The organism is Kocuria sp. GQ42, assembly GCF_059758435.1.
On the sequence record NZ_JCAXEN010000001.1, the window covers coordinates 181,038 to 206,320 of the forward strand.

A 25,283-nucleotide genomic window follows, 5' to 3' on the forward strand; every position below is an offset into this window, starting at 1 on the left:
CCCTGCCAGCAAGGACAGGATGTCCTCACCGGCGCCGGTGGTCCTCCGGGTGCAGCCGCGGAGCGAACGAGGGCTTGCGGAAGCCGGAGGCCCGCAGCAGGCGCACCACCCGCTGCCGGTCGCCCCGCCACGGCTCCAGCAGCTCCAGCATCCGGCGGTCGTCACCGGGACGCCGGTCGAAGAACCAGCACACCGTGTCCGCGAGGTGGAAGTCGAAGACGCTGACCGAGTCCGGGTCCCCGTGCGTGCACTGGACGATCTCCGCGACCGTCCAGGGCCCCAGGCCGGGGATCGAGCGCAGACTCCGGTGCAGCTCGGCGTCCAGCGGGGCCCGGCCCAGGCGCTCCAGGGCGGCGGCCCGTCCGGCCACGCGGCGGACGGTGGCGGCCCGGGCGCCGTCGACCCCCGCCCGGTGCCACTCCCACACGGGCACCCGGCACCACGCCTCGGCGGTCGGGGCGATCCGCATCCCCTCCGGCGCCGGACCGGGGGCGGGCTCGCCGTGGCGCCGGACGAGCTGCCGGTGGGCCGCCACGGCCTCACGGACGGTGACGCGCTGCTCGAGCACCGAGAGCACGGCGCGGTCCAGCACCCGGCCGGTCGAGGGCAGCCGCAGCCCCGGGTGGTGGTGCCGGGCGGCGCGCAGCCGGTGGGGGAGCGCGCCGAAGGCGTCCGAGGCCTCGAACCGCTCCCACGCGTCCTCCGCGCCCGCCCAGCGCGGGGCCTCCAGCAGGAACTGCTCGGCGCCCGGTCCCCACGCGCGCACGCGCACGGGCCGCTGCAGGGGCCGGCCGGCGCCGGTGCGGGAGAACAGCGCCGTGACCGGGCCCGCCGGGGTCCGGGCGGTGACCCACACGGCGTCGGGCGCCGCGACCCGGACCAGGGGATCGGCGCTGCCGCGGCCCAGCACGCCGAGCGTCTGGCCCAGGTGCAGCGCGCCCTCGGGGTCCCACACGAGCTCGGCGTCCGGGGCCACCGGGAGCCGGCGGGCGGGCGGGGGAGCGGTGACGGCCATGAGACCATGATGGCAGTCCTGTCCGACGGCGCCCCCCCGCCACCGAGGAGGCCATGCCCGCCACCGCGCTCCGTCGCGCCGCCCCTCCGGCCCGTCCCGCGCCGCTCACCGGGCGGGCGCGGCTGGTGCCGCTGGGCGTCGGGCTCCTCGTGCTCGTCCTCTACGTGTGGTGGTCCCTGCTCCAGTGGCACCGCTGGGAGGTCCCGTCCTGGGACCTGGGGATCTTCACCCAGCTCGCCAAGTCCTACGCCGCCGGGGACGGCCCGGTCGTGCACATCAAGGGCCACGGCGCGAACCTGCTGGGCGACCACTTCCACCCGATCCTGGTGCTGCTGGGACCGGTCTACGCGCTGTTCCCGTCCGCGCTGACCCTCCTCGTGGTCCAGGACGTCCTCGTGGCCGTCTCCGCGGGGGCACTGACGGGCTTCGCGGTCCGGGCGCTGGGCCCGGGCCCGGGCGCGGCCCTGGGGCTCGCCTACGGGATCAGCTTCGGGCTGCAGGCCGCCGTCGCGGTGCAGTTCCACGAGGTGGCCTTCGCCCTGCCGCTGCTGGTCCTCGCCCTCGGCTGCCTGGTGGAGCGGCGGTGGACGGCGGCCGCGCTGTGGGCCGCCCCCGTCGCGTTCGTCAAGGAGGACCTGGGCGTCACGGTCGCGGTGCTCGGCCTGGTGCTCGCCTGGCGGGCGCACCGCGAGGCGGACGGGGACCGGCGCCCGGTGGCGCTGGGGCTCGCCCTTGCCGCGTGGGGCGCGGCCTGGTCGGCGCTCGCGGTGACCGTGGTGCTGCCGGCCCTGAACCCGGACGGCCGGTTCGCGTACGCGGACCGGCTGGACCTCGGGGCGGCCGCGGCCGACCCCGCCGGGGCCCTGGTCTCCCTGGTGCTGCCGGGCCAGAAGGCCCTCACCTGGCTGGCCGTGCTGGCGGTGGGCGTGGTGGTCGCCGTGCGCTCGCCGCTGGCGCTCGTGGCGCTGCCCACGCTGCTCTGGCGGATGCTCTCGCCGAACCACGGCTACTGGGGCACGGGCTGGCACTACAGCGCCGTCCTCATGCCCGTCGTCCTCGTCGCCCTGCTCGACGCCGTGCTGCGGCTGCGCGGCGGACGCCTCCGGCGGCTCGCCCGGGCCGCGCCGGCACTGGCGCTCGTCGTCGCGCTCCTGCTGGTCCCGGGGCGCCCGCTGGCCGACCTCGTGGACCCCGCCGCCTACCGTCCGGACCCCCGCGCGGACGCCAAGGCCGCGGTCGTCGCGGCCGTCCCCGAGGGAGCGAGCGTCGCCACGGACCTGACCCTCCTGCACCACCTCGTGCCCGGCGCGCAGGTGCACTGGCTGGGGTCCGAGGGAGATCCCGCCCCCGACTACGTGGTGGTCGACCGGCTCGGGGCCGCGTGGGGCGGGAACCCGCCGGGGGACGTGGCCGGCTGGGCCCGGCAGCGCTACGGCGCCGGCTACACCGAGGTGCGTGACGAGAAGCACCTCGTGCTGGTGCGCCGCCGGGGCTGACCGCGCCGCCGCGTGCGCTAGACTGGACGGACCGAATCCGGTCACTCCCTCACTTTCTCGTGCAACGCGATGCCGTCCGTGCATCGTGTTCGGCCGCGGCCCGTGCCGCGCCGAGTCCGACGCTCCCGCCCCGTGCGGGGCTCCAAGTGGTTGGCAGGGACGTCCGGACACCACGACCGTGGCCGACGCCCCTGGGCATGCTCCCGGGCCGCCACCCGCACAGATAACGAGGCACTTCTCCATGACCGTCGACACCCCCAGCACCCCCGGCACCGCCGAGGAGCACACCATCACCTTCGCCGAACTCGGCATCGACTCCCGGGTGCTCGCCACCCTGGACGAGGTCGGCTACGAGAACCCCACGCCCATCCAGGCCGCCACCATCCCGGTGCTGCTGCAGGGCAAGGACGTGGTGGGCCTGGCCCAGACCGGCACCGGCAAGACCGCGGCCTTCGCCGTGCCCGCGCTGTCCCGGCTCGCCGAGCTCTCCGACGTCAACGGCGTCTCCCGCGACACCCAGGTCCTGGTGCTCGCCCCGACCCGCGAGCTCGCCCTCCAGGTCGGCGAGGCGTTCTCCTCCTACGCGACCCACCTCGAGGACTTCACCGTCCTGCCGGTCTACGGCGGCTCCCCCTACGGCCCGCAGCTGGCCGGGCTGCGCCGCGGCGCCCAGGTGGTCGTCGGCACGCCCGGCCGCGTGATCGACCACCTCAAGAAGGGGTCCCTCGACCTGTCCCACCTGCAGTACGTGGTCCTCGACGAGGCCGACGAGATGCTGCGCATGGGCTTCGCCGAGGACGTCGAGCAGATCCTCTCGCAGACGCCCGTCGAGAAGCAGGTCGCCCTGTTCTCCGCGACCATGCCCCCCGCGATCCGCAAGATCGCCAAGCAGTACCTGCGGGACCCGCAGGAGATCGCCGTCAAGGGCAAGACCACCACGGGCACCAACACCCGCCAGCGGTACCTGCAGGTCATGGGCTCCCACAAGATGGAGGCCATGACCCGCATCCTCGAGGTCGGGGACTACGACGGCGTCATCGTCTTCGTGCGCACCAAGGCCGCCACCGAGGAGGTCGCCGACCGGCTCAAGGCCCGCGGCTACGCGGCCGCCGCGATCAACGGCGACATCCCGCAGAACATGCGCGAGCGCACGGTCGAGGCCCTGCGCGAGGGCAAGATCGACGTCCTCGTGGCCACGGACGTCGCGGCCCGCGGGCTCGACGTCGAGCGCATCTCGCTCGTGGTCAACTACGACATCCCGCACGACACCGAGTCCTACGTGCACCGGATCGGGCGCACCGGCCGCGCCGGGCGCTCCGGCGAGGCGATCCTGTTCATGACCCCGCGGGAGAAGTACCTGCTGCGGGCGATCGAGAAGGCCACCCGCCAGCCGGTGGAGCTCATGCGCATGCCCTCCACGGAGGACGTGAACCAGACCCGCAAGGACAAGTTCGCCCAGCAGATCACGGACACCATGGAGTCCGAGGACCTCGGCCAGTTCCGCGACCTCGTCGAGCAGTACCAGGCCGAGCACGACGTCGACGCCGTGGAGATCGCCGCCGCGATCGCCGTGATGGCCCAGGACGGGCGGCCCTTCTTCGTGGAGGAGCTGCCCGAGCCGGTGCAGCGCACCCGCGACCGGGACCGTCCGGGGCGGGACGGCGACGACCGTCCGCGCCGCGAGCCGCGCACCGAGAAGGGCATGGCCACCTACCGGATGTCCGTCGGCCACCGGCACCGCGTCTCGCCGGGCTCCGTGGTTGGGGCCCTCACCAACGAGGGCGGGCTGAGCGGCGAGCAGATCGGGGCGATCGACATCCGCTCGACCCACACCCTCGTGGGCCTGCCCGAGAACCTGCCCGCCTCCACCCTGGACCGGCTCTCCCGCACGCGCATCAACGGTGAGCTCATCCAGCTCGAGGCCGACCGCGGCCCGGGCGCCGGCGCCCGGACGCGGCCCCGCAGCACCTCGTCCTCCTACCAGGACCGCCCCCGCCGCGGCGGCGGCGCCCGGGGCGACGACTCCCGCGGCGGCTACCAGGGCAAGCGCTCGGGGTACTCCGCGGGCGACCGGGACGGCGAGAAGCCGTTCCGCAAGCCGCGCAGCAAGAAGTACTGAGCCCGGGGGCAGGACCCCGGACCGGGAGGAGGGGACGGGCCGCACGGCCCGTCCCCTCCTTCATCTGCCTCTCACGTGCCGTCGATAGGCTGGGGCGCATGTCGGGCGCGCGGTGGGAGAGGGTGCGGACGGAGCTGCGGTCCGTGCGCAGCCGGGTGCTCGCCACGACCATCGCCTTCCTGGCCGTCGCCCTCCTCGCCGTGGGCGGGATCACCCACTACCTGCGCCTGGTGGACCTCGACGAGTCCGTGCGCCAGGACATCGTCCAGGAGGCGGGGGAGCTGCAGCGGCTCGCGCAGCGCGGGCCGCTCGGCCCGGACGCCTCCCTCTCGGAGGACCTGGACGCCACGGCCGAGGAGCCGTTCACGGACCTGCCGCAGCTCTTCTACACCTTCATGACCACCACGGTGCCCGGGGAGCACGAGAGCATCCTCGCGCTCGTCGGCGGCGAGCCGGCGTTCGAGCACGCCGACCGGTCACGCTTCCAGCTCGACGCCCCCGCCACGCTCGCCGCGGCCGTGGAGCGGGCCCGGCCCGGGCAGACGGTCGTCTTCGACCTCGAGCAGGACGGCCGGATGCTCCGCCTGGGCGTCATCTCGGTGGTCCTGGACGAGGACCCGCGCCAGGGCTACCTGGTGGTCGGCTTCGACATGAGCGCCCAGCGCCGGATCGTGCTGGACTCGCTGTGGCGCTACCTCGGCATCGCCGCCCTCACGACGGTCGTGGCGGGGCTGGTGGCCTACGTCCTGGTGGGCCGGGTCACCGCACCGATCACCCGCCTGCGCCGGGCCACGGAGCAGATCAGCCCGGACGACCTGGGGCGGCGCGTTCCCGTCACGCAGGACGACTCGGACGTGGGCCAGCTCGCCGTGAACTTCAACGGCATGCTCAGCCGGATCGAGGCGGCCTTCGTCCAGCAGCGCCAGTTCCTCGACGACGCCGCGCACGAGCTGCGCACCCCCCTGACCATCCTGCACGGCAACCTTGAGCTGATGGACGAGCACGACCCCGCCGACGTCGCGGAGACCCGGGCCATGCTCCTCGACGAGATCGAGCGGATGAACCGCCTCGTGGAGGACCTGCTGCTGCTCGCCAAGGCCCAGCGCGCCGACTTCATCCGCCCCGGCCCCGTGGACGTCCCGGCCTGGCTGGACGACACGATGGACCGGCTGCGCGCGCTGGGGGACCGGCGCTGGGAGCTCGAGGCGCGGGCCGAGGGGCAGGTCGTGGCCGACGCGCAGCGGCTCACCCAGGCGGTCGTGCAGCTCGCCGCCAACGCGGTGAAGTTCTCCGCCCCCGGGGACCTCGTGGCCCTCGGCGCCGCCTGGGCCACCGGGCCCGCCGCGCCCGGCGAGGACGCCCCTGCGCGCAGCCTCGAGGTGTGGGTCCGGGACACCGGCGTGGGCGTGGCCCCGGAGGACCAGCAGCGGATCTTCGAGCGCTTCGGCCGGGCCGAGACGGGGCGCACCGTGGAGGGCTCCGGGCTGGGCCTCGCGATCGTGGCGGCCATCGCCCACGGGCACGGCGGGACCGTGGGGCTGCGGTCGAGCCCCGGCCGCGGCGCCACGTTCACGCTCCGTCTGCCGGAGTCCCCGCCCGCCGCGGCCCCGGTCGCCCCGTCCGGTGCCGCCGGGTCCGGTGCCGCGGTGTCCCCGGCCCCCGTGCCCGGTCCCGACGTCAGCCCCGCACCCTCCAGGAAGTAGAGGCACCCCATGGCCAGCATCCTCATCGCCGAGGACGAGGAGCGCATCGCGCGCTTCATCCAGAAGGGCCTGCGCGCCGCGGGCTACACGACCACCGTGGTCGAGGACGGCACGAGCGCCCTCGACTACGCGAGCACCGGGGAGTTCGACCTGCTCGTCCTCGACGTGGGCCTGCCGGGCATGGACGGCTTCCAGGTGCTCTCGGTGCTGCGGTCCCTGGGCTTCTCGATCCCCGTGATCATGTGCACCGCCCGCGACTCGGTCGAGGACACCGTCGCGGGGCTGGAGCAGGGGGCCGACGACTACCTCGCGAAGCCGTTCCGGTTCCAGGAGCTGCTGGCCCGCGTCCGGGCCCGGCTCCGGGACCGCGCGGTGGCCGAGCAGACCCCCGACGGGCTGCGCTACGGCGGGCTCGCCCTCGACGTCGGGACCCGGTGCGCGGTGCTCGAGGACCGGCAGGTCGAGCTCTCGGCCCGGGAGTTCGCCATGGCCAGGGCGTTCCTCGAGAGCCCCGGTCAGGTGCTCACGCGCGAGCAGCTGCTGAACAAGGTCTGGGGCTACGACTTCGACGGCTCGTCCAACGTGGTGGACGTCTACGTCCGCTACCTGCGCAACAAGCTCGGCGCGGAGCGCATCGTCACCGTGCGCGGAGCCGGCTACCGCCTCGCCAAGCTCTGAGCGGCACCGGCCCGGTAGGGTGATCCGGTGCACAGCCGCGTCCGGCGTGCACCGGAGCCGGCCGGGCGGAGCACCGCACGATCCCGGCCGCCCCCGAGCGGTCCGAGGAGCCGGCACCCCTTCCCGACGCCGGGCCCCGAGCTCGACGACGCCCCGGCCGCCGCCGGGCCGTGCCACGAACCCGGCCATCCGATCCACCGACCCTATGAGGAATCCCTATGAGCGAAGCGAACGAGAAGTCTTTCGCGGCCCACCGTGCCCGCACGGACGACGACGGCGGGGCGCCCGCCAAGTGGAAGATCGTCGGCCCCGGCCTGGTGGTCGCCGCCACGGGCGTCGGCGCCGCCGACATGGTCGCCACCCTGGTCGCCGGGTCCCGGTACGGGTACGGACTGCTGTGGGCGGTGATCCTCGGCGTGATCCTCAAGATCATCCTCGTGGAGGGCGCCGGGCGCTTCACCCTGGCCACCGGCAGGACGATCTTCGAGGGCTGGCGGTCACTGGGCCGGTGGACCACCTGGTACTTCGGCCCGTACATCATGATCTGGGGCTTCGTCTACGGCGCCACCGCGATGTCCTCGGCGGCGCTGCCCCTCGCGGCGGTGTTCCCCGTCCTGCCCCTGTGGGCCTGGGCCGTCATCATGGGGCTGCTCGGGTTCGTCATGGTGTGGTTCGGCAAGTACTCCTTCTTCGAGAAGGTCACCGCAGCCCTGGTCGGCCTGATGTTCGTCACCGTGGTGGGGCTGGCGGTCATCGCCGCCCCCAACGTCCCCGAGATGCTGACGGGCCTGGTCCCCGTCATCCCGGAGGGCGGCGTGCTCTACACGCTGGCGCTCGCCGGGGGCGTGGGAGGCACCATCACGCTGGCGGCCTACGGCTACTGGCTGCGCGAGAAGGGGTGGTACACGCCCAAGTGGATGCGTGTCATGCGGATCGACAACTCCATGGCCTACGTCGTGACGGGAGTCTTCGTCATCGCCATGCTCGTCGTGGGCGCCGAGGTGGTCCGCTCCGCCGGGGTGGCGCTCAGCTCCGGTGACGAGGGCCTGCTCGACCTCTACGCCGTGCTGCGCGCGGAGTACGGCGACGTGGTCGGCACCGGCTTCCTCATCGGCTTCTGGGCGGCGTCCTTCTCCTCGATCATCGGCGTCTGGAACGGCGTCTCCCTCATGTTCGCGGACTTCTGGGGCAACATCCGCGGCAAGGAGTCCGGCCACCCCGACACTCGGGTGGGCGGCAAGTACTTCCGCTTCTACGTGCTGTGGCTGACGTTCCCGCCCATGGTCCTCTTCGCCCTGGGACAGCCGATCGGCCTGATCCTGGCCTACGGCGTCCTCGGCTCGCTGTTCATGCCGTTCCTCGCCCTCACGCTGCTGGGACTGCTCAACGGCAGCCGGATCCCGAAGGAGTGGGCCAACAAGCTCCACACCAACATCGCCCTGGGCATCACGGCCCTGCTCTTCGCCGTCCTGGGCGGCCAGCAGCTGGTCAAGGCGGTCGCGCCGGTCTTCGGCGGCTGAGCCGGCCCGCGGCAGATCCACCCGGGCGAACCGGCCCGCCGGGGCCTCCGGGCCCGTCCCGGCGGGCCGGGCGTCCTCAGATGAGAACCTTTTCATCGACGGCTCATGTTCTCATCATGTCCCTCGGCCACAGTGGGCGGCAGCCGCACCGGCGCCGGACCCACCGGCGCTGATCCCCCGAGGAGGACACGATGAGCGACGACGAGCTGCGGGTGGTGCTGTACTCCCACGACTCCCAGGGCCTGGGCCACACCCGCCGGAACCTGGCCCTCGCCCGGTCCCTCGCCCAGCACCTGCCGGCGCTGACGGGGCGCCCGGTGACGGGCATGCTGCTGACCGGCATGGACGCCGCCACATCCTACGGGCGCCCCGACGGCTTCGACTGGGTGGTGCTGCCCGGGATCCGCAAGGGCGCGGGCGGCTACGCGCCCCGCAACCTCTCCGTGGACATGCGCCACCTGACCGCCCTGCGCTCCGGGATGGTGGACGCCGCGCTCACGGCCTTCCGCCCGCACCTCGTCGTCGTCGACCGCCACGCCTGGGGGGTGGACCGGGAGCTGCAGGAGCCGCTGCGGAGGCTGCGGGACCGGAGCCCCGGCACGGCGGTGGTCCTCGGCCTGCGCGAGGTCCTCGACGAGCCCGCGGCCGCGGCCCGCGAGTGGACCGCGCTCGGGGACCTGGACCCCGTGCGGGAGGTCTACGACCAGATCTGGGTGTACGGCGACCGCGCGGTGCACGACCCGGTGGCCTCCGGCGAGATCCCCGCCGGGCTCGCCGACCTGGTCCGCCACACCGGCTACCTCGCCACCGGCCGGGCCGCCGGACGGCGCACGAGCGGCGTGGACCGCCCCTACGTCCTCACCATGGCCGGCGGGGGCTCCGACGGCCACCGCCTGACCCTCGCGGCGGCGCGCGCCCGGGTGCCCCACGGCCACCGGCACGTGGTGATCACGGGTCCGCAGATGCCGGAGGAGCACGCCGAGCAGGTGCGCGCCGCCGCCGTGCCGGGCACCCTCGTCCTGCCGTCCGTGCCCGACGCGCTCGCGGAGGTGGTCGACGCGAGCGCGGTGGTGTCGATGGGCGGCTACAACTCGGTCGCCGAGATCCTCACCACGAACACCCCAGCGCTCCTGGTCCCGCGCGACCGGCCCCGGCAGGAGCAGCTGATCCGGGCCCGCGCCCTCCAGGCCCACGGCGCGGTGGACGTGCTGACCGCCGACGCCCTCACCAGCGCCGCGCTCAGCGGCTGGCTGCACCGCGCGGTCGGCACCGTGCGGCTGCGCCGGCACCTGGCGCTCGACGGGCTGCACGCCGTGCCCGTCCTCGCGGCGCGGCTCCTGCCCGCGTGCCCGCCGCCGGTGCCCGCGCAGGCCGTGCCGGCCCGTGCCGGAGGCCTCCGGTGAACGGCCACCGCATCGGCTACGTGCTGAAGGTCTACCCCCGCTTCTCGGAGACCTTCGTGGTCACCGAGGTCCTGGCCCGGGAGGCCCAGGGCGAGGACCTCACGATCTTCGCCCTCCGGCACAGCACCGACCCGCGCTTCCACCCCGAGCTGGCCCGCGTCCAGGCACCGGTCCACCACGTGGAGCGTCCCGAGCGGGCCTCCGCCGGCTGGGCCGTCCTGGCCCGCGCGGCGGAGGTGGTCCCCGGCTTCGGTCCCCGCTTCGCCGCTCTCCTCCCGGAGCTGGCCGGCACGGAGGCCTCCGAGGTCCACCAGGGGGTGGCGCTGGCCACCCGGGTCGTGGAGCAGGGCATCACGCACCTGCACGCGCACTTCGCGACCCTCGCCGCGCACGTCGCCGAGATCGCCTCCCGGCTCACGGGGGTGCCGTTCTCCGTGACGACCCACGCGAAGGACATCTTCCACGAGTCCGTGGACCCCGCCCGGCTGCGCCGCACCCTCGAGCGGGCGGAGCACGTGGTGGCGATCTCCGAGTACAACCGGCGGCACCTGGCCTCCGCGTTCCCCGCGCACGCCCACCGGCTGCGGCTCGTGCGCAACGGCCTGGAGCTCGCCCGCTTCCCCTACCGGGACCCCGCGCCCGTGGGGGAGGCCCTGCGGGTCGTGGCCGTGGGGCGGCTCGTGGAGAAGAAGGGCTTCGACCGCCTCGTGCGGGCGGCCGCCCGGTACCGGGAGCAGGGCGGGCGGCTGTCCGTCACCGTCGCCGGCGGCGGCGAGCTGGAGGGGCCGCTGCGCGCCCTGGTCGCGGAGCTCGGCGCCGGGGACGTCGTCGACCTGGTCGGGCCCCGCACCCAGGCCGAGGTCGGCCGGCTGCTGCGCGCCGCGGACGTCTTCGCGGCCCCGTGCACGGTGGGCGCCGACGGCAACGCCGACGGCCTGCCCACCGTGCTGCTCGAGGCGATGGCCATGGGTGTGCCCGTGATCGCGAGCGACGTCACCGGCATCCCCGAGGTGGTCCGCAACGCGGCCCCGCGCACCGGGGTCCTCGTCCCCGCCGACGACGACGAGGCCCTGCTCGGCGCGCTCGCCGCGGTCGCCGACCCCGCGTTCGACCGGGTGGGCGCCGCCCGCGCCGCCCGCGCGCTCGTCGCCCGGGACCACGACTCCACCGGCCGGGCCGCCGCCCTGCGGGCGCTGCTGCCGCCGGCGCCCGCCCAGCGCCCCGCCCCGGTCCCGGGGCCCGCCACCGCCCGGGCCGCCGACCCCGTCCCGGGCCTCGACCCGGTCCCCGAAGGAGCCGACCGCTGATGCGCCTCGCCTACGTCTGCGCCGACCCCGGCGTCCCCGTGTTCGGCACCAAGGGCGCCTCCGTCCACGTCCAGGAGATCCTGCGCGCCTGGCGCGCCCGCGGCGCCGAGGTCCGCCTCTACGCCACCCGGCTCGGCGACGACGTCCCCGCCGACCTCGCCGACGTCCCGGTCGTCCACGTCCCGGTCCCGGCGGCCCCCGCGTCCACCGACCCCGGCCGCGCCGCGCGCGTCGCCGCCCGGGAGCAGGCCCAGGCGGACGCCGCCCGCCGGATCACGGAGCGGGTCGTCGCCGACGGCGCCGACGCGGTGCACGAGCGGCACTCCCTGTTCTCGACCGCCCTGGCCGGGATCACCGGCGCGCTCGGCGTCCCCGGCGTCCTCGAGGTGAACTCGCCGCTGATCGACGAGCAGCGGACCCACCGCGACCTCGTGGACGGGGCGGCCGCCCGCGCCGCGCTCGCCGCGCAGGTCGCCGCCGCCGAGCGCACGGCCTGCGTCTCCGAGCCGGTCGCCCGCTGGGTGGAGCGGACCGTGGCCGCCACCGGCGGGCCGGCCGGCCGGGTCCTGGTCGCCCCCAACGGGGTGAACGTGGAGCGCATCCGTCCGTGCCGCGACTCCGCCGCCCGGGGACCGGACCCCGTGCCGCCGGTCGTCGTGTTCGTCGGCACGCTCAAGCCCTGGCACGGCGTGGAGCACCTGCTCCGGGCCCGCGCGGAGGCCGCCGCCGACTGGCGCCTGCGCGTGGTGGGGGACGGCCCCCAGCGGGCGTCCCTCGAGGAGCTGGCCGCCGAGCTGGGCGTCGACGCCGAGTTCACCGGCGCGGTGACCCCCGCCGCAGTGCCCGGGCTGCTGGCCGACTGCGCCGTGGCCGTCGCGCCCTATCCCGCCACGGAGGACGCCGCGGACCAGTACTTCTCGCCGCTGAAAATCTACGAGTACGCCGCCGCGGCACTGCCGGTCGTCGCGTCCCGCGTGGGCCAGGTGCCGGCCGCGGTCGAGGACGGGGTGACCGGGCTGCTTGTGCCGCCCTCGGACCCCACCGCGCTGGCCGGTGCCGTCGACGCGCTGCTGGCCGATCCCGGACGGCGGCGTGCCCTGGGGAGGGCCGGCCGCCGCGACGCGGTCGCCCGGCGCTCCTGGACCGCGGTGCTCGACGGCATCCTCGCCGGCACGGACCTCGCCCCTCCGGATCGCACCGGCGCGCGGCCCCGCGGCGGCGCCGCCCCGCGCCCGGCCGCACCGGGAGCACTGCAGGGAGCGCCGCGGTGAGCGGGGGCAGGCGGCTCGACCGCCGGGCCCTCCGGCGCACCCTCGGGCTGCTCACCCCGCACCTGCGCGAGCACCGGCTGCTCGCCGCGGGCGGCGTCGTGGTGCTCCTGGCCGAGGTGGCCTTCCGCGTGCTCGAGCCGTGGCCGCTGAAGATCGTCGTCGACGCCGTGTCCCTCTCCCTCGGCGCCGACAACGTCGACCCGTGGATCCCGGAGGCCTCGTGGCAGCTGCTCGCGGCCGCCGGGCTGGCCACGGTCGCGGTGGTGGGGTTCCGCGCGCTCGCCAACTACCTCGCCACGGTCGCGTTCGCCCTCGTCGGCTCCCGGGTCTCCACCGCCCTGCGCGAACGGGCGTTCGCGCACGTCCAGGCGCTGTCGGACCGCTACCACTCGGTCTCCCGGGCCGGGGACACGGTCCAGCGCCTCGTCTCGGACATCGGCAAGCTCCAGGAGGTGGCCGTCACCGCGGGCCTGCCGCTGCTGGCCAACGTCATCACCCTCGTGGTCATGTGCACGGTGATGCTCTTCCTCGACTGGCTCCTGGCCCTCGTGGTGGTCGTGGCGATCCTGGCCTTCCTGCTGGTGGGCCGAGGGTCCTCCGGGCGGATCACCGAGGCCTCGCGCCGGACCCGGCAGGGGGAGGGCGCCCTGGCGAACACCGCCCACGAGTCCCTCGGCGCGATCCGCACCGTCCAGGCCTACGGGCTGGAGGAGCACATGGCCGGCTCCTTCGGCCGCGCCAACCGGCAGGCCCTCACCCAAGGCGTGCAGTCCCGCCGTCTGGCCGCCGCGCTCGAGCGGGCCACGGACGTGATCGTGGGCGCGGCCACCGCGGCCGTGATCTTCGGCGGCGGCCTGCGGGTGCTCGAGGGCGCCATGAGCCTGGGCGACCTGGTCCTGTTCACGACCTATCTCAAGACGTGCATGAAGCCCCTGCGGGACATGGCCAAGTACACCGGGCGCATCGCTCGCGCCGCGGCCTCCGGGGAACGGGTGGCCGACCTCGTGGCGGAGCCCGTGGACGTGCGGGAGACCCCGGGCGCCCTCGCCCTGCCCGGGGTGCGCGGGGAGATCGCCCTCCACCACGTGGACGCCGCCTACGGGGACCCGGAGCACGGCGGGCGCACCGTGCTGCGCGACGTCGACCTCGTGATCCCGGCGGGCCAGCACGTCGCCGTCGTCGGCCCGTCCGGCTCCGGGAAGTCGACCCTCGTCTCCCTGCTGGTGCGGATGATGGACCCGGTCGCCGGGTCCGTGACCCTCGACGGCCACGACCTGCGCGCCCTGAGCCTCGGCACGGTGCGCGGCAGCACCGCCCTCCTGCTGCAGGACTCCGTCCTCTTCCACGGCACCGTGCGGGAGAACATCCGGCTCGGCCGCCCGGGGGCCACCGACGCCGAGGTCGAGGCCGCCGCGTCCGCCGCCCAGGCCCACGAGTTCGTGACGGCGTTCCCGCAGGGCTACGACACCCCGGTGGGGGAGCGCGGCTCGACGGTCTCGGGCGGGCAGCGCCAGCGGCTGGCCATCGCGCGCGCCCTGCTGCGGGACGCACCCGTCGTGCTGCTCGACGAGGCCACCACCGGACTCGACCCACGGTCCGCCCGGGACGTGCTGGACGCCCTCGGCCGCCTGATCCGCGGCCGCACGTCCCTGGCGGTGACCCACGACGCCGCGCTCGCCCTCGCCGCCGACCGCGTGCTGTGGGTCCAGGACGGGCGCATCCTGCTCGACGGCGCCCCCGAGGAGCTGCTCGCCCGGCCGGACGGCGTGTTCGCCGCGTGGGTCGAGCAGCAGCGGGCGCAGGACCGCCGGGAGGTCCGCTCGTGACGCGGCACCTGCCGGACTCCTGGGAGAGCCTGCCCGCGCTCGCCGCTGTCCTCGACCCCGGCCGGCTCACCGAGCTCTTCGGCCACGAGCTCGGCGGTCCGCTGCGCACCAGCCACCTGCGCTACAAGCCCGGCGTCTCGGTCGTGGCCCGCGTGGACGCCGGGACCACGGGCGCGGTGCACTGGGTCGCGGCCTACGCCCCCGCCGGGGACGGGCGGGACAAACTCGAGAAGGTCCTGGCCCGCGCCGGCCGCGCCGCGCGGCACGGCCGGCCGGCACCCGTGCTGGTCGCGGACGTGCCGGGACGCCCCGGTCACCGTCTGGCCGTGGGGACGATCGGCACGGACCCCGAGCTGCGGCGCGCGCTCGCCGTGCTCGGGCCGGACCGGGCCCGGCGGCTCGGGCAGCCGGGGGATCACGCCCGGCTGCTGCGCTACAACCCCCGCCGCCGCGCGGTCCTCACGGGCCCTGACGACGACGGGGCCGGCCGGGTCACGAAGCTCACCGCCGGCCCCGCCCCGGCGGACCCGGTGCTGCTGACCCGGCTCGCCGCCGCCGGGCTCCCGGTGCTCGCCCCGGTGTCCTTCCCCGGCCTGCCTGTGTCGCCGCACGTGCTGCACTACCCCTGGTTCGGGGACGGGGACCTCGCGGCCCGGGCCGCGGCCCCGGACGGTCCAGGCCCCGGCAGCGGACCCGGAGGGCCCGTGCTCGAGGCCGCCGCCGCCGCGGGCGCCGCACTGGCGGAGCTGCACGAGCGCGGCCCGGCGCTCCTCGGCCCCGCACGGGTCGGCGCCCCCCTGGACGCGGACCGGAAGCTGCGCTCGCTGGCCGCCGACCTGTCCGCCCTCGACCGGCGGTCGGGCGTCCGCTGCGCCCGGACCGGCCGGGCCGTCGCCGAGGCCCTGGCGGACCGCACGGGGGCCCCCGAGCGGCTGCTGCACGGGGACTTCTCCGCGGACCAGGTGCTCGTGCGCGGCGACGGAGGCCCGGAGCTCCGGCTCGCCGACCTCGACCGGATCCGCACCGGCACGGCGGTCGACGACCTCGGCAGCTTCCTCGCCGTGGAGCTCCTCGACCCGGGTGCCGGACAGGCTCCTGCCGCACCCGAGGAGCTGCCCCTGACGGGCGCCCTGCTGCGCGGGTACGGGTCCGGGGCGGCGCTGCCGCCGTGGCCCGAGATCCTGGCCTGGGCCGCGTTCCACGTCCTCGCCCGTAGCATGGAGCCCTTCCGCTCGGCCGCCGCCGACTGGCGGGAGCGCACGGACCGACGGGTCGCGCTCGCGCAACGGCTGGTGGAGCAGGCGCAGCGGGCGCCGGTGACCGCGACTCCCGCGCCGGGGCCCGTGTCGTCCGCGCCGGGCGCCCCGCCGTCCGTGCCGTGCGGCGCCGTCCCCACCGGCCCTGTGCCGGCCGGCCCCGTGCGTGCCGGCGCAGACCCGGTGCACGTCGTGGACACGGACAGTGGGCACGTCCCGCGGCCCGTGCGCGTGCGCGTGCCGGAGACCGTGCCGGACGCCGACGGGCGGCCGCTGCGGGTCCGCCGCGCCTGGCCGGCGGACGGCACCCGGCTCGTGCTCGAGCTCGAGGACGGGCACGGACGCGTCCGCGCGGGCGAGGCGGCCCCCCGCGCGGGACGGCCGTGGGTTGTCCGCGTCCTGCCCCACGGCGAGGACCCCCGCCTGCCCGGACTCGCCGCCGCGGCCGCGGCCGGCGGCCGGGTGGTCGTGCACCGGCACCGCCGCCGGGCGGTGGTCGGCACCCCGGACCGCTTCGTCAAGTTCCTGGCCCGCGGCCGGGCCGCCCGGGTCGCCGAGCTGTCCGACCGGCTGCACGGACTGGGCACGGCGGCGGGCTTCGCCGTGCCGGCGGTCCTGGCCCGGGCCGAGGACTGGATCGAGTTCTCCGTGCTGCCCGGCCGGAGCTTGCACGAGCTGGGGGCCGCGGGACGGAACGACGCCTACCGTGCCGCCTGGGCGGAGTGGGCGCGGTGCTGGCCGGCCCTGGCGACGGCCGCGCCGGGCGCGGAGCCGCTGCCCGCGCACACGGCCGAGGACGAGGCCCGCACGCTGGCCCGCTGGGCCGGCCACGTCGAGGCGTTCCCGGGTCTGCTCGAGGCCCCGCCGGGGGCGGTCGCCGCACGGGCACGGCGGATCGGGGCGGAGCTCTCGGCCCTGCCCGCCGACCGGCGGGGCCGGGTCGTGCTGCACCGGGACCTGCACGACCAGCAGCTGCTCTTCGACGGCGCACGGCTGGGGCTCCTGGACTTCGACACCGCGGCCCTCGGCGAGCCCGAGCTCGACCTCGCGAATCTCTCCGTGCACCTGGAGCTGCGCGCGGCGCAGGGTCTGCTCGAGCCCGCGCTCCGGGCGGCGGGACAGGAGGCCGTGACCGCGGTGGCCCGGGTGCTGGGCGCCGACCCCGGCCGTCTCGCCGTGCACGCCGAGGCGACCCGGCTGCGGCTCGCCTGCGTCTACGCGTTCCGCCCGCGGTGGCGAGGTGTGGCGCAGGACCTGCTCGACGGGCTGCGTTCCTGAGAGGCCTCTCATGTTCTCATGCCCCCCTCAACCGGTTCCGGGACACTGGTGGGCATGAGGATCCTCTGGTCGGCAGTCTCCCTCCTGGTCGTCGCGGGCCTGGCGCTCCTGCTGTGGAACGCGGCGAGCGGCACGGACCGCGTGGAGGTCGTGCGCGGCGGCGTCTCCGTGAGCGGCAGCCCCGGTCCGGGACCGTCGGCCGGCACGGCGCCGCCGGCCGGGGACCCGTCGTCGTCGCCGTCCCCCACCGGCCCCGCGCAGGACGGGGGAGACGCCCCGGGGCCGGACACCGGGGACGCGGGGGGCTCCGCGGCGCCGGTCCCTCCGGTCGAGCCGCCACCGGCCCCGCCCGCTCCGCCGGCCGCCCCCGATCCTGCCCCGCCGGCCGCCCCCGCACCCCCGGCCCAGGTCCCGCTGCCCGTGCAGCCCGCCCCGCTCGACGACGACTGGGACGACGACCGGGACGGCGACCGGGACGACGACCGGGACGACGACGTGGACGACTGAGCGCCGGGTCCGGGGCGCCTGCCGGCCGTGTCGGGGCGCCCCGGCCCGGGCGGGCGGGACGGCGCCGACGGGCCGGAGAACCCGGTCCGGTCCGGGGCCGGCAGGACGGCTCCGGAGGTGCTGGAGAGGGGTGGCCGGCGATTTTGGTTCTCCTGAAACGTGCTGGTAGAGTCTTCGTCGTTGCCCCGATAGCTCAGTGGTAGAGCGCCATCTTGGTAAGATGGAGGTCCCGGGATCGATTCCCGGTCGGGGCTCTCGTGATGAGATCCCGTGGCCCGGCCGTCAAGGCCGTCAGCCGCGGTGTCCCATCCCTCTGGCGGTGTAGCTCAGCTGGTTAGAGCGCACGACTCATAATCGTGAGGTCGACGGATCGAGCCCGTCCACCGCTACGGCGAAAGGCCCGTGACCCTCCGGTCACGGGCTTTTGTCGTCCCCGGGCCGACCCGGCCCCTGCCCCTCGATCCGGCACCCCGTCCCGTCCCGTCCGGGCGGACCGGTCACGGCGAGCGCAGGGGATCCCGGCGGCCCCGGTGCAGGCCGATCTCGTAGGCGGTGAAGACGGCGAGCGTCAGCGCGACCAGCGGCAGGACGAACCACGCCATGGTCCACGTGAACCCCTCCAGGGCGTCGTGCTCGGTGGCCGCGAGCACCACGTAGCCGGTGTAGGCGGCGTACAGGGCCACGAACAGGGCGCCCTCCCAGCGGGCCACCGCGAACCCGGTGAACGCGATGGGGAGCAGGGCGACCGCGGCGGCCAGCATCACCGGGATGTCGAGGGCCACCGCGGCACCGGACACGGGGATGCCCCCGGGGGAGATCAGCGCCGGCAGGCCGAGCACCACCCCGATGTTGAAGATGTTGCTGCCCACCACGTTGCCCACGGCCAGGTCGCGCTCACCGCGGCGCACCGCGATGACGGAGGTCGCCAGCTCGGGCAGCGATGTCCCGACGGCCACCACGGTCAGCCCGACCACCAGGCTGCTGACCCCCAGGGACGTGGCGATGCTCACCGCCCCCTCGACGAGCAGGGTCGCGCCGGCGACCAGCAGGGCGATCCCCAGCACCACGAGCAGCACGGACCGGGGGACCGAGGCCGGGGGCGGCTCCTCCTCGGTCCTGACGTCCTCGGCACCGCCGGTGCCGCCGTCGCCGGCTCCGCGGTCCCCGGGCGGTGCCGCCGCGGGGACGGGGCCACCGCGCCGGCCGATCACGACGGTCAGCACCGTGTGCAGCACCACGGCGGCGAGGAGGACCACTCCGTCCACCGCGCCGATCCGCCCGTCGAGGGACACGAGCAGCAGCCCGATCGACAGCACGACCATCCAGGGCAGGTCGAAGCGCACCAGCCGCTGCTTCACCGCGAGGGGAACGACGAGGGCGGAGAGCCCGAGGATGAGCAGGACGTTGACGATGTTGCTGCCGACCACGTTCCCGACGGCCAGGCCCGGCTCGTCGCGCAGCACGGCGCCGACGGTGACGGCGAGCTCCGGCGCCGAGGTGGCGGCCGAGACCACGGTGAGCCCGACCACGAGGGAGGAGATCCCCACCCGCCGGGCGAGCGCTGACGCCCCCCGCACCAGGATTTCTCCGCCGAGGACCAGCAGCGCCAGTCCTGCGACGATCCGGCCGACGTCCAGGAGATCCATGGGCAGGAGTGTACGTGCCCCGGACGGCGGCGCCCGGCGGGGCGGGGCGCGCCGCCGTAGACTGGACGGGTCCCGCCGCCCGTGCGCGGCCCGTCCAGCGAGGAGCTGCCATGCCCGTGAACCCCGATCTCGTCGGGCGGACCTACCCGCCGGCCGAGCCCTACAGCGTCGGCCGGGAGGCGATCCGCGACTTCGCCCGCGCCGTCCAGGCCGCCCACCCCGCCCACCACGACGTCGAGGCGGCCCGGTCCCTCGGCCACCCCGACCTCGTGGCGCCCCCCACCTTCGCGATCGTGGTGGCCCAGCGCGCCGACGCCGCCCTGATCGCCGACCCCGAGGCCGGCATCGACTTCTCCCGCGTGGTCCACGCCGACCAGCGCTTCACCCACCACCGCCCGATCGTCGCCGGGGACGAGCTCGTGGCCGAGCTGCACGTCGACCAGGTCCGGGCCATGGGCTCCGGGGCGATGGTGACGTCCCGCGCCGAGATCCGCGCCGCGGACGGCGAGCACGTCGCCACCACCGTCTCGTCCCTGCTCGTGCGCGGAGAGGACCAGTGACCGTGAGCATCGCCTTCGACAGCCTCGAGAAGGGCCAGGAGATCGGGCAGCGCCGCATCGAGCTCTCCCGCGCGGACCTGGTCCGCTACGCGGGGGCGTCCGGGGACCTCAACCCGATCCACTGGAACGAGGAGTTCGCCCGCTCCGTGGACCTGCCCGACGTCATCGCGCACGGGATGCTCACGATGGGCGCCGCCGTGCAGCTCGTGACCGACTGGGCCGGCGACCCCGGCGCCGTGGTCGACTACCAGACGCGCTTCACCAAGCCGGTGGTCGTCCCCAACCGGTTCGGGACCGCGGTCGAGGCCTCCACGGCCCTCACGGTGTCCGGGAAGATCGGCGCCCTCGACGACGCCGCCCGCACCGTGCGCGTCGACCTCACCGTGACCGCCCCCGACCTCTCCGCGGCGGGAGCCGACCCGGCGACCGCCGCGGCGCTGAAGGTGCTGGTCAAGGCCCAGGCCGTGGTGCGGCTGGCGTGAGTCCGGGCCGGGGCACCGCGGGCCGCCCGATAGGGTGGTCGCCATGACGTCCCCTCGCATCGCAGACCTCACGACCGCCGCCGTGGGCGGGCCCGCCCGCGACTACGTGCGCGCGGAGTCCGAGCAGGCGGTCGTCGACGCCGTGGCGGCGGCCGACGCCGCCGGGCGGGACGTGCTCGTGGTCGGGGGCGGCTCCAACCTCATCGCGGCCGACGCCGGGTTCGCGGGCACCGTGGTGCACGTGCTCTCGCGCGGCGTGGAGGTCCTCGCCGACGATCCCGCCGGCGTTCTCCTCGAGGTCCAGGCCGGCCACCCGTGGGACGAGCTCGTGGCGCAGGCCGTGGCCGAGGGGCTGGTGGGCATCGAGGCCCTGGCCGGGATCCCCGGCACCACGGGCGCCACCCCGGTGCAGAACGTGGGGGCCTACGGCCAGGAGGTCGCCCAGACCGTGGAGCTGGTGCGGGTCTGGGACCGCCGGGAGCGGCGCGTGCGGGACTTCGCCCCGGCCGACCTGGCGTTCTCCTACCGGGACTCGGCCCTCAAGCGCAGCACGGTGGCCGGCTCCCCGCGCCACGTGGTGCTCGCCGTGCGGTTCCGGCTCGAGCGCGGCACCCAGAGCGCCCCGGTGCGCTACGGCGAGCTCGCCCGCCGGCTCGGCGTCCAGGTGGGGGAGCGCGCCCCGCTGGAGCGGGTGCGGGAGACGGTCCTGGCCCTGCGCGCGGGCAAGGGCATGGTCCTCGACCCGGAGGACCGCGACACCTACAGCACCGGGTCGTTCTTCACGAACCCCATCCTCCCGGCCGACGCCCTGGGGGAGCGGCTGCCCGCCGACGCTCCCCGCTTCCCCGTGGTGGACGCCGCGGGGCGCCCGCTCGAGGACCGGGTCAAGCTCTCGGCCGCGTGGCTCATCGACCACGCCGGCTTCGGCAAGGGCTTCGGCCTGCCCGGGACCCGCAACGAGCTCCTGGACCTCGACGGCGCCGCCGTCGCCGGGGGCCGCGCCTCCCTGTCCACCAAGCACACGCTCGCCCTCACCAACCGCGGCGGCGCCTCCGCCCAGGACCTCATGGCGCTGGCCCGGACGGTGCGCGACGGCGTCGCGTCCGTCTACGGGGTGGACCTCGTCGCCGAGCCCGTCATCGTGGGCACGGCGGTCTGAGGCGGCGGCCGTGAGCAGCCTCGAGGAGGAGATCGCCCAGGGGGAGAGCTCCGACAGCCGTGTGCGGCAGGCCCTCGGCCGGCTGCGCCGCTGGTCCCGCGGCCACCCCCTGCTGTTCGTGGCCTACCGGACGCTCGTGACGGTCCTCGGGGGCATCTTCGTGCTGGCGGGCCTGATCATGCTCGTGACGCCCGGCCCGGGGTGGCTCGCCATCTTCCTGGGGCTCGGCATCTGGGGCACCGAGTTCCACTGGGCGCACCGGCTCAACCAGTGGGCGAAGGGCCAGGTGATGCGCGGCTGGCGGTGGTGGCTGGCGCGCACCGCCGAGGGGCGGCACCGCCGGGCCCTCGCCGGGACGGGCAACCTCGTGCCGGGCCCCCGGCACCTGCGGTCCCCGGGAGCCTGAGCCGGGACGGCCTCCTGCCGGGGAGCCCCCCGCGGCCGCGGTCGCACGGGCCCGCGCCGGTGCGCGCGATGAGCCCTCCGGACGGGCCCTTCCGGTCAGCGGGAGCGGCCGAGCTGCGCGGCCACCAGCTCCAGCGCGTGCTCGGCCGGGATCCCGAGGTCCGCGATCTCGTCGGCGAAGCGCCGGGCGGCCTGCACCGCCAGGTCCTCGGTCCGGTCGGCGGCGCGCACGAAGCTGCCCCGGCGGCCCCGGGTCTCGATCACGCCGGCGGCCTCGAGCTCGCGGTAGGCCTTGGCCACGGTCCCGGCCGCGAGGCCGAGCGCCTCGGCGAGCCGGCGCACCGGTGGGAGCCGGGTGCCCGCCGGCAGGGTGCCGTCCGCGCGGCCCTGCTGGACGCGGTGCCTGAGCTGCTCGGAGGGCGGGCGGTCGTCGCCCGCGTCGAGCGACAGCCCCGGCGGGATCGAGGTCTCCTCCACCGGCTACAGGGTGCCGGTGGCGATGCGCAGCATGCGGCGCAGCGGCTCGGCCGCGCCCCACAGCAGCTGGTCGCCGATCGTGAAGGCGCTGATGTAGCCCGGCCCCATGGCGAGCTTGCGGATCCGGCCCACGGGGATGTCCAGGGTGCCGGAGGTCGCCACGGGGGTGAGGTCCCGCATCGAGTCCTCCTTGGTGTTGGGCACCACGGTGGCCCACTCGTTGTCGGCGTCGACGATCCGCTCGATCTCCTCCACGGGCAGGTCCTCCCGCAGCTTGATCGTGAGGGCCTGGGAGTGCGAGCGCATCGTGGCGATCCGCACGCACAGCCCGTCCATGGGCACCCAGTCCTGGGCGTACCGGTCCGTGCGGCCGAGGATCTTGTTGGTCTCGGCCGCGGACTTCCACTCCTCGCGCGACTGCCCGTTGCCGAGGTCGGCGTCGATCCAGGGGATGAGGGAGCCGGACAGGGGCGCGCCGAACATCGAGGTGTCGAGGGCGTCGCCGCGCTGGGCGGCGAGCACCTTGCGGTCGATGTCCAGGATCGCCGAGGCGGGATCGGCCAGCTCGTCCGCGACGACGCCGTGCAGGGCGCCGAACTGCGCCAGCACCTCGCGCATGTGCCGGGCCCCGCCGCCGGAGGCGGCCTGGTAGGTCATCGACGTGGCCCACTCCACGAGGTCGTTGCGGAACAGCCCGCCGAGACCCACGAGCAGGCAGGAGACCGTGCAGTTGCCGCCCACGAAGTCCTTGACGCCGCTCGCGAGACCGCGATCGATGACGTCCCGGTTGACGGGGTCGAGGACGATGATCGCGTCGTCGTTCATCCGCAGGGTCGACGCGGCGTCGATCCACAGCCCGTCCCAGCCGGCGGCGCGCAGCCTCCCGTGCACGTCCTTGGTGTAGTCCCCGCCCTGGGTGGTGACGACGATCGGGAGCTTCGCCAGGGTCTCGAGGTCGTAGGCGTCCTGCAGTGTGCCGGCGTCCCCGGCGAAGGACGGGGCGGGCCGGCCGGCGCTGGAGGTGGAGAAGAACACCGGGGTGATGCCCCCGAAGTCCCCCTCCTCCTGCATGCGCTGCATGAGCACGGAACCCACCATGCCCCGCCAGCCGACGAACCCTACCGAATCACCCGAGCGAAAAGTCATGGCCCCCAGTCTAGTGGGCGCGGTGCAGGGCCCAGCGCCGGCGCTTCTCCTTCACCTTCTGCGCCGGCGGGAGCTCGAGGCCGGGCACCACCAGGTCCCCGTACTGCGGGAAGCGGTGGAGGTAGTCCTGGACGTAGGTGCACGTGGGGCGCACCGCGACGCCCTGCTCCCGGAAGCCGTCTAGCAGGAGCGTGACGAGGGTGCGCGCGTAGCCCTGCCGGCCGAACTGCTCGCCGATGATGGTGTGCTGGAGCTCGACCGTGCCGTCCTCGTGGTCCTGGAAGCCCTCGAAGCCGATGAACTGCTCCCCCCGCCACAGCTCGTAGCGGTCGAGGTCCGTGTTCTTCACGACGCGCAGCTGCTCGTCGTCCCGGATCGCGGGGTCGGGGTGCCGGTCGGTCACGGTGTTCCTCCTGGTCGTGGTGCAGCTCACGCTACCGGAGCCGCCGGGCTACCGGAACCGGGCGTTCCTCCGCCGGGTCCCCGCCGGTCGCGCGTGCGCCGCTCGATCCGGTAGCCCAGGCCCGTGCGGGACACCGACGGGCCGAGGACCGGCTCCGTGGCCCACCCGTCGTCGAGCACCGGGGCGTGCGTGTCCCCGTCCGCGTCGAGGTCGATGACGGTCACGAGCGCCTCCGTCACGGGGTGCTCGGCGTCGGCCAGGGCCTGCCGGTAGACCTCGCCGCCGCCGATCACCCAGATGCGCTCGGCGCCGGGGCTCGTCCGGGCCAGGCGCACGGCCTCGGCGTACGAGGGCGCTGTCAGCACCGCGCCGGGAGCCTCGCCCCGGTCCACCCGGCCGGGGGAGGAGGTGATGACGATGTTGGTCCGTCCGGGCAGGGGCCGGAAGCGCTCCGGGAAGGACTCCCAGGTGCGCCGGCCCATGATCACGGGGTGGCCGGTCGTCGTGCGCCGGAAGAACGCCATGTCCTCCGGCAGCGACCAGGGCATCGCCCCGGCGCGGCCGATGACGCCGTCGGCGGTCTGCGCCCAGATCGCCCCGATCGCCCCGGCCGTCCCGGCGGGGCCGGACGTGCGGGCCCGTCCCGGCGCGGCGGTCATACGGCCACCGGGGCCTTGATCGCGGGGTGGTGGCGGTAGTCGAGGACCTCGAAGTCCTCGAGCTCGTAGTCGAAGACAGTGGCGGGCCGCCGGGCGAGCCGCAGCCGCGGATAGGGGTAGGGGTCCCGGGAGAGCTGCTCGCGGACCTGCGCCACGTGGTTGTCGTAGACGTGGCAGTCCCCGCCGGTCCAGACGAACTCCCCGGGCTCCAGACCTGTCTGCTGGGCGATCATGACGGTGAGCAGCGCGTAGGAGGCGATGTTGAAGGGCACGCCCAGGAACATGTCCGCGGAGCGCTGGTAGAGCTGGCAGGACAGCCGCCCGGGCCCGTCCTCCCGGGGCTCGACGTAGAACTGGAACAGGGCGTGGCACGGCGGCAGGGCCATCTCGTCCACCTCGGCGGGGTTCCACGCGGTCACCACGTGGCGCCGCGAGTCGGGGTTCGTGCGGATCTGCTCCACGACCTTGGCGATCTGGTCGATCGACCCGCCGCCGGCGGTGGGCCAGGACCTCCACTGCACGCCGTAGACGGGTCCGAGCTCCCCGTCCCGGTCCGCCCACTCGTCCCAGATGGTCACGCCGCGCTCCTGCAGCCACCGCACGTTCGAGTCCCCCCGCAGGAACCACAGCAGCTCGAGGGCCACCGACCGGAAGTGCACCCGCTTGGTGGTCAGCAGCGGGAAGGACTGCGCCAGGTCGAAGCGGATCTGGCGCCCGAAGACGCTGCGCGTCCCGGTGCCCGTGCGGTCGGACTTGTGCACCCCCTGCTCGAGGACCTCGCGCAGGAGGTCCTCGTAGGGCGTCGGCACCGGGGCGGGCACGGGGTCGGGGGAGGTCATGCGGGTCTCCTCGGGGGAAGTCGGGGCGGGCCGGTCGGGGCCGGGCGGTCCGTGGCGGGTGGCTCGTGGCGGGTGGTGCGTCGCGGTCCCGGCGGTTCCGGGACGGTGCGCCGCGGTTCCTGCGGCGC

At 75.6% G+C, this 25,283-nt stretch carries 22 protein-coding genes and 2 tRNA genes; 17 read left to right on the forward strand and 7 right to left on the reverse strand.

Features of this window, described 5'->3' with window-relative positions:
- Positions 1–25: 25 nt before the first annotated feature.
- A complete protein-coding gene (locus AC6CH6_RS00805; protein ID WP_498253728.1) occupies positions 26–1,015 on the reverse strand; it encodes a DNA-3-methyladenine glycosylase family protein in 990 nt (329 codons plus the stop codon).
- 53 nt (positions 1,016–1,068) lie between these two features.
- On the opposite strand from AC6CH6_RS00805, the gene AC6CH6_RS00810 reads away from it, so the two are divergent.
- From AC6CH6_RS00810 to AC6CH6_RS00870, 13 genes are all read left to right on the forward strand, one after another.
- Positions 1,069–2,511 carry a DUF2079 domain-containing protein gene (locus tag AC6CH6_RS00810; RefSeq protein ID WP_498253729.1) on the forward strand — a complete coding sequence of 481 codons (1,443 nt, stop codon included), beginning with the start codon at positions 1,069–1,071 and terminating at the stop codon, positions 2,509–2,511.
- A gap of 82 nt (positions 2,512–2,593) precedes the next feature.
- A complete protein-coding gene (locus tag AC6CH6_RS00815) occupies positions 2,594–4,630 on the forward strand; it encodes a DEAD/DEAH box helicase (RefSeq protein WP_498254346.1) in 2,037 nt (678 codons plus the stop codon).
- Positions 4,631–4,752: 122 nt separating this feature from the next.
- Positions 4,753–6,333 (forward strand): sensor histidine kinase, encoded by a 1,581-nt coding sequence (locus AC6CH6_RS00820; protein ID WP_498253730.1) that lies wholly within the window; start codon positions 4,753–4,755, stop codon positions 6,331–6,333.
- Positions 6,334–6,342: 9 nt separating this feature from the next.
- Positions 6,343–7,011 (forward strand): response regulator transcription factor, encoded by a 669-nt coding sequence (locus AC6CH6_RS00825; RefSeq protein ID WP_498253731.1) that lies wholly within the window; start codon positions 6,343–6,345, stop codon positions 7,009–7,011.
- Between the two features lie 218 nt (positions 7,012–7,229).
- Positions 7,230–8,531 carry an Nramp family divalent metal transporter gene (locus tag AC6CH6_RS00830; protein ID WP_368809934.1) on the forward strand — a complete coding sequence of 434 codons (1,302 nt, stop codon included), beginning with the start codon at positions 7,230–7,232 and terminating at the stop codon, positions 8,529–8,531.
- Positions 8,532–8,722: 191 nt separating this feature from the next.
- Entirely contained in the window at positions 8,723–9,934 is a 1,212-nt protein-coding gene (locus AC6CH6_RS00835) for a glycosyltransferase family protein (RefSeq protein ID WP_498253732.1), read from the forward strand.
- Positions 9,931–11,241: a glycosyltransferase gene (locus AC6CH6_RS00840; RefSeq protein WP_498253733.1), complete on the forward strand. Its 1,311-nt coding sequence runs from the start codon at positions 9,931–9,933 to the stop codon at positions 11,239–11,241. Before AC6CH6_RS00835 ends, AC6CH6_RS00840 begins: the two co-directional genes overlap by 4 nt.
- Positions 11,241–12,512: a glycosyltransferase family 4 protein gene (locus tag AC6CH6_RS00845; protein WP_498253734.1), complete on the forward strand. Its 1,272-nt coding sequence runs from the start codon at positions 11,241–11,243 to the stop codon at positions 12,510–12,512. Before AC6CH6_RS00840 ends, AC6CH6_RS00845 begins: the two co-directional genes overlap by 1 nt.
- A complete protein-coding gene (locus AC6CH6_RS00850; RefSeq protein WP_498253735.1) occupies positions 12,509–14,338 on the forward strand; it encodes an ABC transporter ATP-binding protein in 1,830 nt (609 codons plus the stop codon). The genes AC6CH6_RS00845 and AC6CH6_RS00850 overlap by 4 nt, the downstream gene beginning before the upstream one ends.
- Positions 14,335–16,872 carry a phosphotransferase gene (locus AC6CH6_RS00855; RefSeq protein ID WP_498253736.1) on the forward strand — a complete coding sequence of 846 codons (2,538 nt, stop codon included), beginning with the start codon at positions 14,335–14,337 and terminating at the stop codon, positions 16,870–16,872. Before AC6CH6_RS00850 ends, AC6CH6_RS00855 begins: the two co-directional genes overlap by 4 nt.
- A gap of 54 nt (positions 16,873–16,926) precedes the next feature.
- Positions 16,927–17,379, forward strand: a complete 453-nt coding sequence (locus tag AC6CH6_RS00860) for a hypothetical protein (protein ID WP_498253737.1) — start codon at positions 16,927–16,929, stop codon at positions 17,377–17,379.
- 182 nt (positions 17,380–17,561) lie between these two features.
- Positions 17,562–17,633 (forward strand) — tRNA-Thr (locus tag AC6CH6_RS00865).
- A gap of 61 nt (positions 17,634–17,694) precedes the next feature.
- Positions 17,695–17,768: transfer RNA gene (locus AC6CH6_RS00870), tRNA-Met, on the forward strand.
- A gap of 108 nt (positions 17,769–17,876) precedes the next feature.
- Here the strand turns inward: AC6CH6_RS00870 and AC6CH6_RS00875 are convergent.
- Positions 17,877–19,025, reverse strand: a complete 1,149-nt coding sequence (locus AC6CH6_RS00875) for a calcium/sodium antiporter (protein ID WP_498253738.1) — start codon at positions 19,023–19,025, stop codon at positions 17,877–17,879.
- Between the two features lie 110 nt (positions 19,026–19,135).
- On the opposite strand from AC6CH6_RS00875, the gene AC6CH6_RS00880 reads away from it, so the two are divergent.
- The 4 genes from AC6CH6_RS00880 to AC6CH6_RS00895 are packed head-to-tail and all read left to right on the forward strand — an operon-like array spanning position 19,136 to position 21,632.
- The gene (locus AC6CH6_RS00880) at positions 19,136–19,585 is read left to right on the forward strand and encodes a MaoC family dehydratase N-terminal domain-containing protein (RefSeq protein ID WP_035924924.1); all 450 of its coding nucleotides are present in this window, start codon (positions 19,136–19,138) and stop codon (positions 19,583–19,585) included.
- A gap of 2 nt (positions 19,586–19,587) precedes the next feature.
- Positions 19,588–20,067 carry a MaoC family dehydratase gene (locus tag AC6CH6_RS00885; protein WP_133409311.1) on the forward strand — a complete coding sequence of 160 codons (480 nt, stop codon included), beginning with the start codon at positions 19,588–19,590 and terminating at the stop codon, positions 20,065–20,067.
- A 43-nt stretch (positions 20,068–20,110) separates the two neighbouring features.
- A complete protein-coding gene (locus tag AC6CH6_RS00890) occupies positions 20,111–21,226 on the forward strand; it encodes a UDP-N-acetylmuramate dehydrogenase (RefSeq protein ID WP_498253739.1) in 1,116 nt (371 codons plus the stop codon).
- A 10-nt stretch (positions 21,227–21,236) separates the two neighbouring features.
- Positions 21,237–21,632, forward strand: coding sequence for a TIGR02611 family protein (locus AC6CH6_RS00895; protein ID WP_498253740.1), 396 nt, complete (start codon positions 21,237–21,239; stop codon positions 21,630–21,632).
- A 95-nt stretch (positions 21,633–21,727) separates the two neighbouring features.
- On the opposite strand, the gene AC6CH6_RS00900 is transcribed toward AC6CH6_RS00895, so the two are convergent.
- Genes AC6CH6_RS00900 through AC6CH6_RS00920 form a run of 5 tightly spaced genes read right to left on the reverse strand, consistent with a single transcriptional unit; the run spans position 21,728 to position 25,155 of the window.
- Positions 21,728–22,108: a GntR family transcriptional regulator gene (locus tag AC6CH6_RS00900; RefSeq protein WP_133409313.1), complete on the reverse strand. Its 381-nt coding sequence runs from the start codon at positions 22,106–22,108 to the stop codon at positions 21,728–21,730.
- Between the two features lie 3 nt (positions 22,109–22,111).
- Entirely contained in the window at positions 22,112–23,254 is a 1,143-nt protein-coding gene (gene asd, locus AC6CH6_RS00905) for an aspartate-semialdehyde dehydrogenase (protein ID WP_498253741.1), read from the reverse strand.
- A 10-nt stretch (positions 23,255–23,264) separates the two neighbouring features.
- Positions 23,265–23,657, reverse strand: a complete 393-nt coding sequence (locus AC6CH6_RS00910) for a GNAT family N-acetyltransferase (protein WP_017834244.1) — start codon at positions 23,655–23,657, stop codon at positions 23,265–23,267.
- Positions 23,658–23,683: 26 nt separating this feature from the next.
- Positions 23,684–24,316 (reverse strand): dihydrofolate reductase, encoded by a 633-nt coding sequence (locus AC6CH6_RS00915; protein WP_498253742.1) that lies wholly within the window; start codon positions 24,314–24,316, stop codon positions 23,684–23,686.
- Positions 24,313–25,155 carry a thymidylate synthase gene (locus AC6CH6_RS00920; protein ID WP_498253743.1) on the reverse strand — a complete coding sequence of 281 codons (843 nt, stop codon included), beginning with the start codon at positions 25,153–25,155 and terminating at the stop codon, positions 24,313–24,315. The genes AC6CH6_RS00915 and AC6CH6_RS00920 overlap by 4 nt, the downstream gene beginning before the upstream one ends.
- Positions 25,156–25,283: the final 128 nt, after the last annotated feature.